Origin of the sequence: Halobacterium yunchengense, assembly GCF_037031165.1 — an archaeon.
GTDB classification, from domain to species: domain Archaea; phylum Halobacteriota; class Halobacteria; order Halobacteriales; family Halobacteriaceae; genus Halobacterium; species Halobacterium yunchengense.
The window spans coordinates 680,370-697,286 of the sequence record NZ_JAYEZL010000002.1 but is presented as its reverse complement, the minus strand read 5'-3'; the positions used below and the strand labels follow the sequence as shown (position 1 = coordinate 697,286).

The window sequence follows — 16,917 nt, the reverse complement described above, 5'->3', positions numbered from 1 at the left end:
CCTACTCCGAGGAGGAAATTTGCGCGATTATAACCCAGATTCGACAGCAAGCCGGTCTTTCTCGCGATACAGCTAATCACCGATTTCGGCATACCAAATAGCCAAACTCCAAGCGCCGATTCACTCCAACCCGACGAAGTCAGCGTACTTCTCCAACCACTCCTGCACATCTTGTCTCCCAGTTTGCTCATCCGGCAATGGCACGTCAAGAGTAAGTCGGCGTGCTGACTCCGTCGCGTAGGTCGCCACCTGTGCTGGAGAGTTTGCTAATGACTCCGTCCAGAGGTGTGGATTCCCATTCTCAATGCTCCCTGCTACCCTGACGACCTCATCATCTACCGTGTCCTCAAGTTCCGCCATTAGCTCCTCCAGCAGGTATTCGAATAGGCCATGCTGGGGAAGTGGAACAACTACTGACGGGTACCATTCGAGAACTTCGGGGTCGAACGAGACCAGTACTTCCCCGGAATCCGCGAATAGTGACTGCACCGTGTCTTCCGGTGGATTTGTAGAAATCGGTGGGTCTGCATCTTCTGGGATATTCAACCGATACAGCTTCTGATAGGGCGCATCCTCGTCATCCGTCAATTCGCGGTCCAGCATCTCGAACGTCCAGCCCTTGTTCCGCAATACCTGACTCTGCGTGAAGAGCCGCTTCACCACGCCAGGACTCATCAACGGGTCGAACGGGCGGTCTGGATAGCCGATACGCCCTACGTCTGGATGGGACTGTGTCCACCCGTAGAGTTTGGCTTCCTCGATGATGTCCTCTGGTTGAACCTCGTCGAGGTCTTGAACGAGACCCACTTGTTTCGTCTTCTGTTCAGCCTCCTTCGACTTGGCTTCCGCATCAGCAGCAACATCCTCTCCCGACTTCTGTGACTCACCCATCGCTACGTCCTGTACCTCGCCTTCGAGTCCATCAAGAATTGGACGAAGTGGACCGACAGCTTGCTCGAAGAGGTTGATGCGTTCTCCCAACCGTTCGTAGATATCCTCCTCGACCGTATCGTCGTAAATATAGTTCCAAATGAGGACTTTCTCGTTCTCCTGTCCGATGCGGTCAATCCTCCCGATTCGCTGTTCGACGACCTGCGGATTCCACGGCATATCGTAGTTTATCATCGCATCGCAGGACTGGAGATTCAGCCCCTCGCTGGCAGAATCAGTGCATACGAGAATCGAGAGGTCGCCATCTGGGTCGGTGAACTCACGCTTCACTCGCTCCTTGCTTACGCCCCGCCACTCGTCATTAGCGCGGTTGTATATCTCCCCGCCACCACCCGAATATGTCCCCACATCGTGATGACTGAGACAGACCTTCTCTTTGATAGCATCCAGGGTGTCCGTGTACTGCGTGAAGATGATGACCGTGTCACGGGCTCGCGCACTGAGTTCGTTCAAGTCCTGCATCAACTGCTCCAGCTTCGGGTCTTCAGGAACGTCGTAGAGTCGTGCGATGAAGTCTTCCAGTTCACTCAACTCGAACTTTCGAACCCGCTCCCCAGCCGACCCACTCGCGCCAATCTCATCCACCGTGAGACCGTACTCACGCTGCAGCACCTCCTCACGGTCGGCAATCGCACCCGTCCGAAGGTCGCTATCCGAGACCTCAGAGATGTCTCGTAGGTCCGAACGAAGGTTGTTGCGACGACGCTGGAGAGATTGCTCAACCGCATGCAGACTTGACGTGAGCCGCTGCCGGTAGGTGGTCATGACAAACCCGATGGCAGTCTTCTCTTTACCCTCCAGCAGCTTCTTGGATTGGTCGTACACGTTGCTGATGTACGTCTCGACCCGTTCGTAGAGCGGTTCGGCGTCCCCGAGTTCAACGGACCGCGTCTCGATATCGCGACGCGGGATATTTTCGTCGATGAGGTCCGCTTGCTTGCACATCCGAAGCGTCTGGCGAGTATTCCGAAATACTCGTGATTTGACCGGCGTCGTCTCGTCGCCGAGGTCGAGGAGGAACCGCAGGCTGTCGACCGAGAGATTCGAGAACTTCTCCTCCCAGTTGCGTGGTCCGAGCTTTCCTGTCCCGAGCACACGGTTGAGACGGCGGCGTTCACTGAGTGAGAGGCCGCTGTCGTCTACGCGGTCCCCAACCCAATCCGCAACGTCGTCGTGTGACTGTACGAACGATTGAATCATCCCGGCCCACGTCTGGAGATGGGTCATTCCCTCGTATGGCTCGTAGTTCCACTTCGATGCGAGGTCGGGGAGTATCTCCTCAACGGTTTTCGAACCGGCAGCATCGAGTTCGTCGAGCGTTTCAGCGAGGTCTTGCTGCATCTCGAAATACGTGTCAAACGACTCTCGCTCATTCCAGCCATAGGGAAGGTCACAAACTCGAAGAAGGTCGAATAGCTCAGTGATTTCGAGTTGCATCGGCGTCGCCGTCAGAACATACGTACAGGCCGTGTCGTTCTGCAGTGCCGTGACCAAGTCGTAGAGATTCGTTCCTTCGCGACCGTGATGAGCCTCGTCGACAAGCGTGAGGTCCCACTCGAAGTTTCCCTCCCGAGATTCGTCCGATAGTTCTGGCTCTTCTGAGTGAACGGACGGTGAGAACATCCCCATGTTCTCTGTCCGTCGAGCTGTGTGCCACGAAGCGAGGATGACCGTTGGCTTGTCCCGGCCGGTGACGAATTCGCCGATATGAGAGTCTTTCCACGCATCGATAGTCTCGTAGTCGGATAGAGAGTGCTCAATGCCGTAGGCATCGCGTAGGACACGCTCTGCACCACTGTATTCGTAGGAGTAGGCGTTGATGTTGAACTTCTCCAGTAACTCCTCCTGCCACTGTGGCTGAACTGTCGCTGGAACAAGCAACAGGGCGTCGCTCACCTCACCAATTGTGAGCAGTCGCGAGATAGTGAGCCCAGCTTCGATGGTCTTTCCGAGCCCGACCTCGTCGGCAAGCAGGAGACTATTCGGATAGATGCTGGTGGCCGTGTCAGCGATGACTCGCTGGTGAGGCCACGGCTCTATTGAACTGATGTCCTCTGCAATGTTAACTGCGCCCGGTAGAAGCTCGCGCTCGTTCGCGATGCGACCTACGGTAGCTTCGGACGCAGGAGGTTCACTCGATTTTTCTAACCGTTCGACGTGTTTTTCGACCTCCTCGTCGGACTCGGGTTGCCAGTCGAGGATATCCCGCTCGATAGCCTCATCGATGTCCGTGACTTCGACGTCTTCGTGTTCCTCGTTCCAGAGCCGCTTGAAGGTCTTCACGTCCTCCTCGACGTATTCGTTCTCGACCTCGTCCCACGAACGGTGGACTTTGAATCGCTCGTAGTTGCGATACCACGCGTTGTACGTCTCGTTAATACTCCCCTCGAACGTGATTCGGTTCCCATCGGCGTCGGTCGCGATACCGAGCTTGGGATGGAAGATACCCGAATCGGAGTTATTCCTAGGTTCGCCAATTTTGAGGTGGAGACGTCCTTCATCCAGCATCTGAGCGATGAGTGCAAGCCGTGATTCCCCCTCCTCAGAGAGCGGAGCATCATCGGTCAGGACTGGCTTGTTCTCTTGGCTCAGACGCTTCGAGGCGATTATACGGATTTCGCCGTCGGATTCAAACGCTGACTCGATGCCTTGGAGAGCGTCAGCGAGGTTCTGGAGGCTGAGATAGCCAGCGAGACGGTCATAGTACCGTGCTTCCGAGAGCAGAGGGCGATAAAATAAGGTCACAAGAGTCTCGCTACCCCTAAAATTGCTCTCGTATACGCGATTCCATTCCTTTTGCCGAAAAGTCATAAGCAGTTTTAGAAGTCTTGGAGCGTGGTTCGGCTATTTTCACGCTCATCTTCGGCGATGAATTCTGTGGGATTGACATCAAGAAGTTCCCCTGTCTCTCCAGATGCAAGGTTCACCAGATTCTCGTAATCTTCGAAGTCCTCAGGCATCACTTGTAATAGACTCTTGATTGTCCTCTGGAACGATGCTCTATCTTGTAGATTTCTCTCATTCAACCAATTCCATGCGAATTCCGACCCCTTCGTTTCAAGCACATTCAGCGCAGCCTGAACTGCATCTATTTCGTAATCAAAGCTCTCATCACGAGGGTCAACCGGGTAAGCCCTCTTTCGGCGCTTTCCGCCGGATTCAAGCTCTGTGTAATCCCTAACGCGGTCCTTTTGTCCTTGTAGAATCAGGGTCTCTTTGCTTTTACTCCAGATTTTTGTATCTCTTTTTATTTCGTCAATGTTAATACCGACACCTAGACCGAGTTGGCGAGCATCGTCATACGGTACAGCAGTGCGTTCATAGACTAAGAGCGTTAGAATATACCATTTAGATAGGTTATCAACCGTGTCTAAAGTGTTATTCAACTCTCGGTCAACCAAGACTTCAGTTACCGCAGTTCGGGCCTCTTCTAATGCTCTCTGAGGGCGTACTTTTTCATCATATTTGTCAACAACCGGGTACTCTTCGGTAAAGACCTTTAGAGTCGGGCCGAAAGCGCCAATTATGATGTCTGTTTTTGTTAATTCTATTTCTGAAGCCAACAACTCTTTTGCTTTTTCCTGAGCAGATTCTCGGGTTTTTTGTTGAATGTCACTCCAAAGAGAGGGCTGCGACCTTCCCTGCGAATCTGGTTCTATAGGTTTTCGGCATGTGAGTAAAAGAGTGCTGTCAGCAGAAGCCCTCTCCCTCATCCCTACTCGTTGCGGCATCTCACTGGTGATAGTGTGGGTCGCTGAGATAGTGAACCCAGAATTTATCAGAGACATGGTTAGTGAGTCCCATGCGGAGGCCTCTTTATCAGTAAAGTAAACCGTGAGGACGCCCCCTCGTTCCAAGACCCTATGACACTCGGAAAAGATACCACTCATCTTCCGCTCATACTTTTCCCGCGCTCGTTGCTGGGCCGAGTCTTCACTGGACTCCTTATCGAATAAACCGACATTCTCTACCGCTTCATCCGCTTTATTCGTCTCGGGAGCCGCGAATTCTTGCGGGAACTCGTCCTGTAGATACTCTCTTAACCAAACATAGAGAGAGTCAGATAACTCTGAATACATGACATTATCGCCATAAGGGGGGTCAATGACAACTGCTCCAACACTTTCGTCGTCATGCGAAAGGTCGGATGCGTCACCTTGGGTTAAGCCAACCGCTGGAACATCATCAACATCGAAATAGTCAACTATCTCCTCATACTTCTCCATCACTTTCTCTACGGTACTAATATAGCTAAAGGAACCTACCGTTGGATTGGTCTCGGCAAAATGCCACTGGAAGGCATAATTGTTATTCCCGAGCATGCTATTCGGGATACCTAATCGTATGTCTAACGGTTGGAGTCGTGAGTTTCTATTGACGAGTTTCGTTGCACCAAGAGAAATCATTGCAATAACGGCCTCGGCCTTTTCATCTTCATACTCCTCACGAATCTCGTCAGTAAACTCTTGGAATACTTGCAAATAGGTAGCGTGAGATAAGAATTGACGTGGACTGAATAAGTCGCGCCATTGGGTCATCCCATAAGGCGCAGCACGGTCTTGCAATCCAATATAGCGGTCATTAGATAAGAGCGTAGTTAACTCAAGATTGGATTCAATCTTCTGGGTAGCTCGGTCTAATGCCCGTTTATCCTCCTCGCTCGGGGTAGTGTACCGGTTATTGCCATTTTCGACTTCGTGGAGTACCCCGCAGATTTCATACTCAAACTCACCGTTGCTCATTAAGTCGGTGATTTTGTCACGCTCGGTTACCACACCACAACTCGGGCATTCCGCATCACCGCCACTCACCGTTCCTTCCGAGGGGTTGAAATCACTCTCAGAGACGTCTGTCACGTGCTCATATTCAATATGGTCTTCATGAGGTATCGGACGGAAAGCGTGTCCCTCCGTGGCTGAATCTTTATAGAACCACCATCTATTGCTGAGCGGAAGCCGCTTACCACATGAGGGGCATTCTATACTATAAGCATTGAAATAGTATGTTGGGCTTTTTTCTCCTGAATGAGACGGATAAAATTCGCCTAGTCGAGAGGTTGCCTCATCATCAATCTTGTTTACCCATTCAAGGACATCGGATTCAAGCGACCCGACTTGAGGAGCGTACTGCAAAATTACTTTGTTGATGAGCCATGCGACGGGATTAAGCTCATTTGCTTCAGTTGGAAGACCGTATCTGAGCGACTCCATCGGTATGGTTCCTCCCCCAGCAGTTGGGTCCAAGATAGTGGGGAGTTCGCCATCCCAATGGTTCTTAACCATCTCATGGAGGTCCTGAATTTCTTCTTTATTCGGTGTCTGCGAATGGGGGAGTGAATACCCGTAGTGGTCTTCAAGTGATTCATCACTATCCTCCCATGATTTTCGCCGTTCAATAACGTAGTCACTAACACTCCCATCCATTAACTCCGGATGAGCGGGCCCGATTTGCATCAATTTGAGCAGCTCATCATTAGAGACCTCTTTCGGGAGAATAGATGCTAATATGGCTAACCGTGTCGCCGAGGTAGGTCGACGAGCGAACCACTTGTACAGGTATCGGTGAGGAGACATAGTGGTCGGAATCGATTCTTTCATACATTCAATTCCCACCGCCTTCACGGGGAGAACATCTTCAACTTTCAACGAGCGAAGTTGCTGTTTTTGATTATCGTCTGTCATTCTATAGGTGGTCTGCGAGTAGCGTTCGGAGAGCCTTTATTCCATTCGGACTTGATGGCGAACGACATTTTGCGTGCCAATAATAACACTCCTCAAGGCTCATTCGTGCTATACAATCTGCGACGGTCGTTAACTTCTCGTACTTCTGAAGTCGCTTCATCGCTAAGAATGCGATAGTCAATCGAATTCCTGCTCCCTCAGAAAGGACAGTCGAGCCTTCTCCTCGGGTCACGAAATTAACATCAATCCCGCTATCATCCAAGACATCATGAACGAGCCTGTGTACGGCCTGTTGACGACTGTTCGAAAGGCTAGCAATTTTCAGGGCACACCAGTCATTCCAATGCCAATCATTAGGCGTACGTGCCGACGGTGCGCCCACTTCTGAAAAGTCTAGAACACCGTTCGAATCCTCCCGCACATCCGGGATAGCATCCGTCACGGGGACCCGTGAGAGCTTCCGGTTGCTATTCGCCTTTCTGAATCGCTTCTGACGTCCGTTAGCGAGGTCGTCGGGAATCAGCTCGTACAGGGTCAGGCCAGCGTCGTCGCCCAGTCGACGCGTCAGCGCGAATGTCGGTCGCCCACCGTACATGCTACTGCCGTAGGCGAATGACTCCGCCTCGATGCTCATACGCTCACCTCTTCACTCTGTTCCGACTCCTCTTTCACGGTACCAGAGACGACCAGTTCGATGTTGTTAATCCCACCGAGGCTTTCGAGCGCGTCCTCCAGCACGCCAAGCGTAGCCTCACGAGAGTTGTCCTCCATCGATTCTGTGTCGATTATCAAGACTGCCTCCCCTTCGGAGTCTCCTCCAGCACTGATGAAGCTCTCCGGGATGTGGTTCGTGCCGAAGTGGTCAGCGAACTCGGCTGCAGACCCTTCGAAGCCGGCCTCGAAGACGCTGCCAGATGTATCAGTTCCTTGGGCGATAAATTCGAACACGATGGAGGTTGCTTCCCCGATGCTATCTAAATCTTTGAGCTTGTTCGAGATGAACCACGCCCGCTCCCAGACTTGGTCGCCCTCCAGTTCGATTTCAATGGAGTCGACCTCGACCACAATGTCATTACTGGACACGTCGTAATTGTCCCGCAGGCTCATCTTCTTCTGGTCGATAGCGCCGTTCACATCCGAGAACGCGCCTTTGATTGCGCTCGGCGAGTCCGTGTCAGCGTTGAATGAAAGTTCTGTACGCTGAGGCGGGCTGATACCCCCTCCGGCCCCACCACTGCTTCCGCCGCCCGCTCCGCCGGAACCACCCGTGCTTCCGCCCTCAGAGCCACCTTCATCTTCGCCTTCCTCCTCGGTCTCCTCGGGGAAGTCGAGTTCGTGTTCGGCGAGCAGCTTTTCGCCATCCCCATAGACGAGGTGGTCGTCGCTAATCAGGACGCTCGACATCGGAAGGTCAGTCGACATTTGCTCGGACTCGGAGAGCGTCTTCTGACCTTCCGACGTGTCTACGGTCATCCCTTCTGAACAGTATCCCTCACTAGCCGTTTCATCCCAGAAGACGTACGTCGACATGTCGCTGGTCGTCACGGCTCGGATGGTTGCTCGAAGCGGTCTCGGGTCAAGGAGGATGCGGATGTCTGTCCGCTTTGCCACGAGCTTCTGGATGTCAAGCGTCGTCATCGAGTCCGGGTCGGATTGCCAGATGCGGTTCCGAAACCATGTCGTGCCGAGTGCGCCCTCGTCCTGCGTAATGAGTTTGTCGAGGCTTTCGAGGTTCTCGAAGACGATGTCGTGGAGGTCCGAGCTATCGTTGACAGAGTCGATGGTCTCATTCGACAGTCCGTTAGAGTCTGGGTAGTAGAGATGTCGGTAGGATTGCCGGACAGATTCACCGAGAAGGGCTGACTCCTTCTGGAGACGTTCGTCGAGGTCGTCTCGCTGGGCGTTGTTGAGTTCGGCCTCCCACGCTTCTCCGTTGAGAACGCGCTCCATTGCTTTCACGCGTCGTGCGTGGTCAAGTGCACCCTCTGTCTCCTGCTCGCCCGCCGCGAGGAATACGATGTTGTTGCGGTAGACGCGCTTTTTTTCCGACCCCGGCGAATTCCCGGTCTTGGTCGCCAGCGTTTGGAGTAACTCGGGAGGTTCGTCAAGGTCACTAGTGACAGTCACCGCCTCGAATCCCATCACGCAGAGCCGGACCGTGTCGTAGTCGTCCGGGACTTCGTAGGGGGCTCGCGGGTCGTAGATAGTTTCGAAGACACCACCTCCGAGTGCGCCTCGAATCGTCTGTTCGAGACGGTTCCGAGCGACTCCCGGCTCGATTTGCTGTGCCTCGTTGGTGATGAGCTTCGAAATCTTCGGTTCGCCCTTGAATCGGAGAAGACCGTTCTCCGTCTCGTAGAGGAAGAATGCCTCGGTGTCCGGGTCCGCCCCTGTCTCGTTGAGGTTCTTCAGGGCGTCGCGGTAGTGGTCGAGTTCGACACCGGGCTCCAGAATCATCTCCCAGAGCTTCCGTCGTGTTACACCACGGCCGCGATTCCCTCCAGAGACGATACTCTTCCAGAGGATACTCGTTCCGAGATGCGTCGCAATCGGAGGATGCCCCATCGGCGTCCAGTTCTCGTCCTCGTACTGGCAGGCCGCCTTTCCATCATTCGTATAGATGTCCGACTTTGAGGCTGTCCGGAGGTCCTGCTCGATGTGCTCGAAGAGGTCGAGGAGAGTCGACCAGACGTGGTCGTCCGAGGGGTGCATATCGAACGTCCGGACGTAATGACGACTCTCGTTACTGTCTTGATTATTCCAGATTCGGTGGACAGCTCGGGAAACGAGCTTAAGCGCTCCACGTGTACGCTGGAAATTCGGGAGGGTGTCAATTTCCTTCCCAAGTAGGTCGATGAGAGTGGGGTGGAAGGGATACGTTCGTTCGAGTTGGTCGCGGAAATCAGCCTTGGTTACCCGGTCGGGAAGTTCGTCCTCTAACTCTCGATAGTAGGCCTGATACTCCTCGGCGACTGTTCCAGCTACGTCGTCATCAACCGATTTGAACAGCCGGTGCCGGAGGACCGCTGCGACTTCGTCGTCATCAGTGGGGGTAACGGAGTGTTCAGTCCGCTCGGAGATATCGTCGAGGTCGTCAATGAGGTCTTGGACTTCCTGTGCTCGTTCCTCGAATGCAGTGGAGGACACGGAGAGGATGACCGTCACTGCGTCCGTGTTTTGGCTGGCGCGCATCAGAGACCATAGGAACGAGTTCGTCTGGTCCGCCAGTGTTGAGTCTTCCACGCCGATTGCAGCGGCCTGCTCGAAGTATTGAGCAACTTCGTCGATGAGCACGAGGCCCGGGTCATCGAGTGATTCGAAGAGGTCAACGATGTCGGATTCGCCGGGCGCAGTGAGGTCGTCGTCTTCTTCGCTGAACTTGGCGTACCCCTCAGCCCCGCCGAGTTGATACGCGAGTTCGCCCCACATTGTCTGTGTATTTGGGGCATTCTCGTCGTCCTTGTTGCACTTCGCACTCTTCGCGCTGACGTATCCACCCTCAAAGACCGCTGTCCGCACGGAAAGTTCGTCTTTGATTTCTTCAAATTCTTCGCGCGCGTCGTCGTCCACGATATATTCATCCAGATTCTGGATGACTTCGGGATTCCGAGATAGGTGATAGGCGGCTATTTGAGAGTGCGTCTTCCCCCCTCCGAAGACGGTATCGAGCGAGAGGAGACCATCTTCACCGCTGAACTCCCCCCTGACTTGTCCGCTATAGCGTTTGGCGAGAAGCGTGAGGAGGGTTTGGAGCCCGTCCGTCGCGTATGTTTTGGAGAAGAAGGTATCTGGGTCAGCGTAGATGTCTGGCGACTCTTCCGACCGAAAAGCTACGTCTGAGAGCTTTGCGGCGAACTCGTTTTCAGAGAGTGTCCCCGACAGCACATCGTCGTGTGGCGTACACGACTCAAACAGCGTGGGAATTTCTGGAGACATTGATGATACTGGCAACGTAGCGAGGGGGGAAGTAAGTCTTTACGTCTGATTAACATTCCCTCGGCGAGCTTTCTCTACTGCCATATTCCGTTTCTACGCCGATTCTGGCTTGGATTTCCATCTGAAAATTTGAGCTACTACCTGGTATTGTAATTGGCTCGGTGGTCAGTATTCTCAGGCCATAGTAACTCCCCAAAAAAGCAGTTAGTTCACGGGGTTGGCTTCTTGGAGTAATCGTTGCTCACTCCTAAATCGGATAATTTCCCATTGTTACACGTTTTGAGTCGTCCACCGAGATTACACGGATATTCCGGGATGGAGGAGCTCCTTTGCGCGTCCGTCTAAAATTCAGACATATGCCGGTAGACAATCTTGCACGTCACGTCGACCGAGACGCCCTTCGATTTCTTCGAGCCGTAGAATACCACGGCGGGAACGCATCAATGACCCAAATTCGACAGCGAACCGGTCTGTCTCGCGACGCAGCTAATCACCGATTTCAGCGACTCGAAGAGTTAGACCTGATTGATGTCACGTATGCCGAGGAGGGCTACGGCGACAGACACCCTCCAAAAGTCGCGCATCTAACAGGCGTAGCACGTCGTGAGATTGAGCGTGGCTTATTCCAGCCTCTCGACACGGAGAAAGGGGAATCTGGGGAGACAGTAGACATCCAAGCGGAACTCGGTACGATGCAAGACCAACTTGACCAGCACGACCGTCGACTGGATTCACTATCAGCAAGCGACCCATCCGTGGACCATCTCAGCGAACAGGTGGAGGCGATGGAAACTCGTCTTGACGAGCTTGAGGATTACATATACGAGTGGCACGAAGCTGCCGAAACGTACCTTCGCGGGCTTCGAGCCGCCTTAGAGGCCAACGGAATTGATGTCGAACCGCATTTTCGCGAGGCTCAGGACGCAACCACCGATGAATGAATGGTTGCAAATTGACGCCGCACAAGTGAAGAATCCAACCTAGTTCTATCTTGTCCGTGACGTATGGCCGCGATGAACTGAGTTGGTAGATTGAGTTGCTGTCACAGTCCGCTGGTCCTAGGGGTCCGGAAACACCAAGTCATGTCAACCTGCGCCGGGGAATACAGCCGGATTTTGTCGGTAACTCACCACCACCATTATGTTTGTCTGATGTAATTCCCTGAAAGAATGAGTGCCAGCCAGATTGACGCGAAGGAAGAGTTTCTCAGCAAACTCTACGACGATTACCACTACAAAATCCCCAAGTTCCAGCGGCCCTTCTCCTGGACCGAGGAGAACTTCAACGACCTCATCGACGACCTCACGGACGCCTACGATGTCGGTCGCGAGGCACACGGCACCCTCCTTGACGAGGAAGACGAGCTAGACAAATCCACTCTTGACGCTTACGAACCCTACTTCCTCGGCAGCATCATTCTGAACGACGGAGACGACTCCGGCGAACGCTCGGATATCATTGACGGACAACAACGGCTGACCTCGCTCGCGATTCTCATCGCAGTTTTGAGGGACATCGTTGAGAACGAGGCTCGCGCCAACTCGCTTGGCGGCCTCATCTACGAGGAGAGTGACCCGATAAAGGGGAAGTCAGAGACGGTACGCCTGGAAATCAGGGGCCGTGACCGCGAATTCTTCGACGAGCATGTTCTCGCACGCGGCGCGACAGAGGACGCGCCGGACCCCGAAACGGGGGAGTCGGAACCCGAACAGAATATTCTACAAGCTATTGAGACGTTCCGAGAAGAACTTACTGAGTGGCAGGACGAGGAAGACGGCGACCTCGGAGACTTCGCTACGTATCTCACGCTCCGCGTGGTGATGGTTCGTATCTCGACGAACTCCCTGAGTTCTGCATTCCGCCTGTTCAACGTCACGAACGCGCGAGGGATGCCGCTCAACAACGCCGACCTCCTCAAGTCCGAGAATCTGAGCCACATTGATGACGACGAGAAGCGTGAAGAATACCAGCAGACGTGGGAGGACATGGAAGAAGAAGTCGGGAACGAGGGGCTTGAACGGTTCATCGGCTTCATGCGCCACATCATCGTGAAGGAGAAGTCCCAGAAGTCTGTCTACGACGAGTTCAAGGACCGCGTGTTCCCCGAAGATAAGGGGTTCCGGGGCGCCAAGTTCGTCGATTATCTGGAGACGGTCTTCGATGTCCATCGCCACCGGATATACAACGCAGAACTTGACTCAGTCTCTCACTCCGAGGAGGTGTATTACCACAATCTGGTTTCGCTCATGCGGGACTTCTACCCCTCTGACGAATGGATGGTCGCACTCATCCAGTTCGATGCAAAATTCGAAGACGAGTCGGCTTTGCTCTCGTTCGTCGAACTCTTAGAACGACGTTTGACCGTTGACTGGTTGACCGGCTCTTCGAATACCGGGAGATATAGCCGGGTCTACGAACTCCTGCGAGAGATAGAACGTGCGTCTACCCCGGAGGATGTCCTCTCGCTCTCGGTGCTCACCGAGGACATTGACGATGAGAGTGAGGCGTTCGAGAACGCACTCGACCGTAGTAACTTCTATCGCAAAGGGAACTACCAGTGGCCGAAGTACATCCTGATGCGTATCAACGGCGAGCGGTTCGATAACACGAACTCAAAGGTCGAGTATGGCAGTAACGTCACTATTGAGCATATTCTCCCACAGACGCCCAATAACGACTATTGGTTGAGCCGATTCGATGACGAACATTGGAGGGACGACTGGACGGACCGCATGGGGAACCTCGTACCGCTGGACGGTCGGAAAAACTACAAAGTGAGCAACAAGCCGTTCAACGCGAAGTACGATGAATACTTCAAGAAGAAGAGTGATTTCCCTCTCGTCACCGAGCTTGAGGAGCACGACGAGTGGACACCTGACCACCTCGAAGAACGTCACGAGCGTCTAAAAGAGGAAGCCAAAGAAATCTGGTTATCCTAGCTGAGGTTAGGTACTGGCGAGCAAGCTGACCCCATCTTGGCAGACCTGAACGTCGTTATTTCACTGTCCAAATGACAGTGAGAAGATAGTGCTCTCTTTTACTCTACGAGCCCAGCTAGCGTGTGCTCGAGTTCCTCGTCGAAATCGGTTCGCTGTTACTGATTGGAGCTATTGGCTGCCTGTTCATCGGGTTCTTTACCGTCAAAACCGTGATTTGGGGTAGTGTGGCGACAGTCGCCGTATGGTTGATGTCATTCGTTGTCGCGGATTTCACCGGACTAGAAGTCCTGAACGAGCTTGTCCCGCACCTAAAGGGGATGTTGACCGTCTATCCGCGTGCCCTCGGATTGGCGTGGGTGGACGCAACGGACTACGGCAACGTACTGTACAGCATCGTCGGCGGTGCGACCGTCATCATCACCGGTATCATCCTGCTGCCGTTCTACATCACCGGCCTGTTCTTCGGCTTCACACTCTGGCCGGAGTTATTCGTTTTCGGGTTGATTTTCCGATGACCGACGAGTACTACGACCGCGCTGCCATCCACGCCCACATTCATAGCGACGATGTACCTAGCGACGTTCGCATAACAGACCAGGACACCCACGACCGTACGGCCGAGCTTGTCTACCACCGTGATTCTGACGACTACCGCGCTCTTGAGCGGTTCCAAGGGGAGGGCGTTCTATACCTGCAAGTCGCGGAACCACGCGACCATTTCGAGGACGCGCTGCGGGATGCGATTGACTATGCCCGAGCGAACGCTATTCCTCTCCAGCGAACGGTATTCGCTTGGACCTTGAGGTCCAGCAGCCTCGACCCTGGTGCCGCCCGGCTGCCCCGCCCGTGGCTCAACCCCGACGGAATTGAATCACAAACCAACGAAGATTCCACCGACAGCTAGACCCCCTAAATTAGCGGTACAGGGCTTCTTCGAGTTGTATTCGAGCCTCTTAGCAGGATACGTAGTTATATATTGGTGATATTTCGTTGAGGGAAGTATGAGTCTGACACCAGATGATGACTCTGCACAGGCCGATAACTACGTTCCGACCGACCACGACCGAGTCGTCTACGAGGCGACGACTGACAAATACGGTCGAGGAGAACTCGCCGTCGCCAAAGCCGTGGCAGAAGCAGTAGACGACTACACGGTCGTCATTTCGATGGGTCCGTACCGGGGATACAACGTCCACTACGACACCGATGTGGAGAACAAGACCATCGAGCTAGACTTCTATTCGGCAAGTCCCCAGCGAGGATACTCGGCTGCAGAAGTCATTGCGGACATCAAGGCTGGAATCACGATTCAGTCAGGCGCGGAGACATTCGATGACCTTGTGGACCTGCTTGATAGCATCGGGACCCCGAATGATTGGGCCGTTCGGTTCGCCCTAGCTGGTGACAAGCAGACCCTCCAGGATGGAGCAAACGTGTGGTGTGGTTCCCCGGATGAAATCGAGGATATGTATGTCCACGTCGGTCTTGACGAGCGTGCGGCCAGTTACAAACTCACCGCCGATGGAGCGGGGGAAATGGTACGCGATGCGCTCCAGTTAGAGAGTTAGTCCCGGCGGCTAAACCCGGGCCGTTTGTTGAGTGGATTTGTGAATTAAAAGTGATGTTTTGAGGGTGGTGGGTTAACTATTGACATTGGATTCGTCATACTCTATCCCCACTAAGTGTGTGGGTTTCGGACGCGCGACCCTTCTCCTATATAAGAGTATACTATGTGCTCGTTATATTTAAATAAAATTATAGGTTTTATCAGTAATTGGTTCGAATCCAGTAATGATGGAATCCAATACCCATCACGAATCGTCCGTCGAATCGTTCGAAGACCTCGCAACCGACCTCATCGAAAGTGGCGTCGTCACCATCATGGCCGCTGAAGACCTCATCGGGTCTAAGCAGCTGCTCCTGTCTCTGCACCTTGGTGTTGACGCCGACCTTGACGCCATCCGGAACATCGTCGACGATACCGAGGAAGTACGCGTCGACGACCACGTGTTCGACCTCTACTGTGACATCGACCCGTGGGCACCCAGCGACCTAGGTAAAATTACAGTCTACTTCAAGGCGCCTAAGGATGAGACTGGGTGTCAGATAGTCCCGTCAACCTCCCTCAACGACGGTATCGACCAGGTACTCGCCAGAGCAGAATAACCCAGAAGTTCAGACTCGGCCGTCGTCACCTGGAAACTATGCTCCAGTAGGTTCGGTACTTGTTTTAGATGACGAGTCAGTTTGAAGCCCACTTCTATCCCCGTTCAGGACGGCCTCTAGGGAGAGAGCCTCCTGCTTAATTCCCTCTGCCAGTTCTTTCGCTCCCTCAATTTCGTGTTCACCCAGGACTCGTTCAATCTCCTGTTCGTCCGTATTCCCAATCTGGGTGAGGTTACCGAGTCGGTCTTGAATCGATGATTGGCTACTGATGAGGTCTCGCATCTGCTCTTCAGTGGCATATGGGATTGCGAGCAATGCGATGTTTTCTCGGAGTTCCTCTTCCATCGAGATTCGGTCACTCCGAGCTAGCATACTCAGCAGGTCGTCCGTTGGAACAACGGGTTCCGTGTCGAAAAGCTCATCAATTGTATTCATCTCGAACTGGCTGTCGTCACCGGCCTTATCCTGGCCGAAAACCTGGCGAAGGTCAATAACGGAGAACAGTTCCAGCTTATAGGTTAGATTTTCACGCCCACCAAGAACTTCCTCGTGGAACCACTCCTCTAGTTCGGCTCGAGTTTCGATATCTTGGTCAATACTTCGAGGAGGGATAACACGTGTCGCGCCGTGCAAAATCTTCGTATCCAGCTTATCTAGCTGGTCTCGAATGAACTGCTCTCCTTCAGATGTGTTCCACCCATTCTCCGATTTAAAGTGAGTCAGCACTAGGAGAGGCGCTTTGAGAGGCTGTCCGTATTTCTCGACGAGATAGTCCACGTCAATTCCTTCCCGGTCAAGGACTTGCTTGAGATTCCGTAGACGCTGGCTTTTGAGTTGCTTCTTGCTCTCCGTCTCCTCCAATTCTTCCTTCAGGTCCTCCTTCTCCTCCAAGAGACCGTTCAGGGCTGACTCTAGGGCAGCAACTTTCTTCTTCTTCCTCCAGCCATACACCCCGCTCCCTACGCTGACCGAGAAGGCCAGGAGTGTGAGAGCATTTGGCGCACCTATAATATACAGGAACACACCGAAACATATCAGAACGCCCCCTACGCCAAAGGCCACTTTCTCCCCCTCAAGACTCATGTGTCAACTGGTGCTGGTATCGCGCATGTAATTAATATTTGGCAACATCTCCAAAATTTATCATTCATCGTTTCAGCCCAATCTCATTGACTAATAGAACCCGTATTTGGAACGGGTGTTTCGCCACTGTTATTGAGTAAATGATTATTAGTTGCAGAGTC

Annotated in this window: 11 protein-coding genes; 6 read left to right on the top strand and 5 right to left on the bottom strand. The window is 53.3% G+C overall.

What is annotated here, in order from left to right:
- Positions 1-120: 120 nt before the first annotated feature.
- From U5911_RS08910 to U5911_RS08895, 4 genes are read right to left on the bottom strand one after another with little or no spacing between them, the layout of a single operon-like run.
- Positions 121-3,762, bottom strand: a complete 3,642-nt coding sequence (locus U5911_RS08910) for a DEAD/DEAH box helicase (RefSeq protein ID WP_336036668.1) — start codon at positions 3,760-3,762, stop codon at positions 121-123.
- 8 nt (positions 3,763-3,770) lie between these two features.
- Positions 3,771-6,632 (bottom strand): DUF1156 domain-containing protein, encoded by a 2,862-nt coding sequence (locus U5911_RS08905; protein WP_336036667.1) that lies wholly within the window; start codon positions 6,630-6,632, stop codon positions 3,771-3,773.
- Between the two features lies 1 nt (position 6,633).
- Positions 6,634-7,266 carry a DUF7680 family protein gene (locus U5911_RS08900; protein ID WP_336036666.1) on the bottom strand — a complete coding sequence of 211 codons (633 nt, stop codon included), beginning with the start codon at positions 7,264-7,266 and terminating at the stop codon, positions 6,634-6,636.
- A complete protein-coding gene (locus tag U5911_RS08895; RefSeq protein ID WP_336036664.1) occupies positions 7,263-10,568 on the bottom strand; it encodes an ATP-binding protein in 3,306 nt (1,101 codons plus the stop codon). Before U5911_RS08895 ends, U5911_RS08900 begins: the two co-directional genes overlap by 4 nt.
- A gap of 356 nt (positions 10,569-10,924) precedes the next feature.
- On the opposite strand from U5911_RS08895, the gene U5911_RS08890 reads away from it, so the two are divergent.
- The 6 genes from U5911_RS08890 to U5911_RS08865 all read left to right on the top strand — a co-directional run bounded on the left by U5911_RS08890 (position 10,925) and on the right by U5911_RS08865 (position 15,673).
- Complete coding sequence (locus tag U5911_RS08890; protein WP_336036663.1) at positions 10,925-11,509, top strand: winged helix-turn-helix domain-containing protein; 585 nt, start codon at positions 10,925-10,927, stop codon at positions 11,507-11,509.
- Positions 11,510-11,737: 228 nt separating this feature from the next.
- A complete protein-coding gene (locus tag U5911_RS08885) occupies positions 11,738-13,507 on the top strand; it encodes a DUF262 domain-containing protein (protein ID WP_336036662.1) in 1,770 nt (589 codons plus the stop codon).
- A gap of 122 nt (positions 13,508-13,629) precedes the next feature.
- Entirely contained in the window at positions 13,630-14,022 is a 393-nt protein-coding gene (locus tag U5911_RS08880; protein ID WP_336036659.1) for a hypothetical protein, read from the top strand.
- Positions 14,019-14,411 (top strand): hypothetical protein, encoded by a 393-nt coding sequence (locus U5911_RS08875; RefSeq protein ID WP_336036657.1) that lies wholly within the window; start codon positions 14,019-14,021, stop codon positions 14,409-14,411. Before U5911_RS08880 ends, U5911_RS08875 begins: the two co-directional genes overlap by 4 nt.
- 97 nt (positions 14,412-14,508) lie before the next feature.
- Positions 14,509-15,075, top strand: a complete 567-nt coding sequence (locus U5911_RS08870; protein ID WP_336036656.1) for a hypothetical protein — start codon at positions 14,509-14,511, stop codon at positions 15,073-15,075.
- Between the two features lie 223 nt (positions 15,076-15,298).
- Positions 15,299-15,673, top strand: a complete 375-nt coding sequence (locus U5911_RS08865; RefSeq protein ID WP_336036655.1) for a hypothetical protein — start codon at positions 15,299-15,301, stop codon at positions 15,671-15,673.
- A 36-nt stretch (positions 15,674-15,709) separates the two neighbouring features.
- Here U5911_RS08865 and U5911_RS08860 read toward each other — a convergent pair whose 3' ends face one another.
- Complete coding sequence (locus U5911_RS08860) at positions 15,710-16,756, bottom strand: hypothetical protein (RefSeq protein WP_336036654.1); 1,047 nt, start codon at positions 16,754-16,756, stop codon at positions 15,710-15,712.
- Positions 16,757-16,917: the final 161 nt, after the last annotated feature.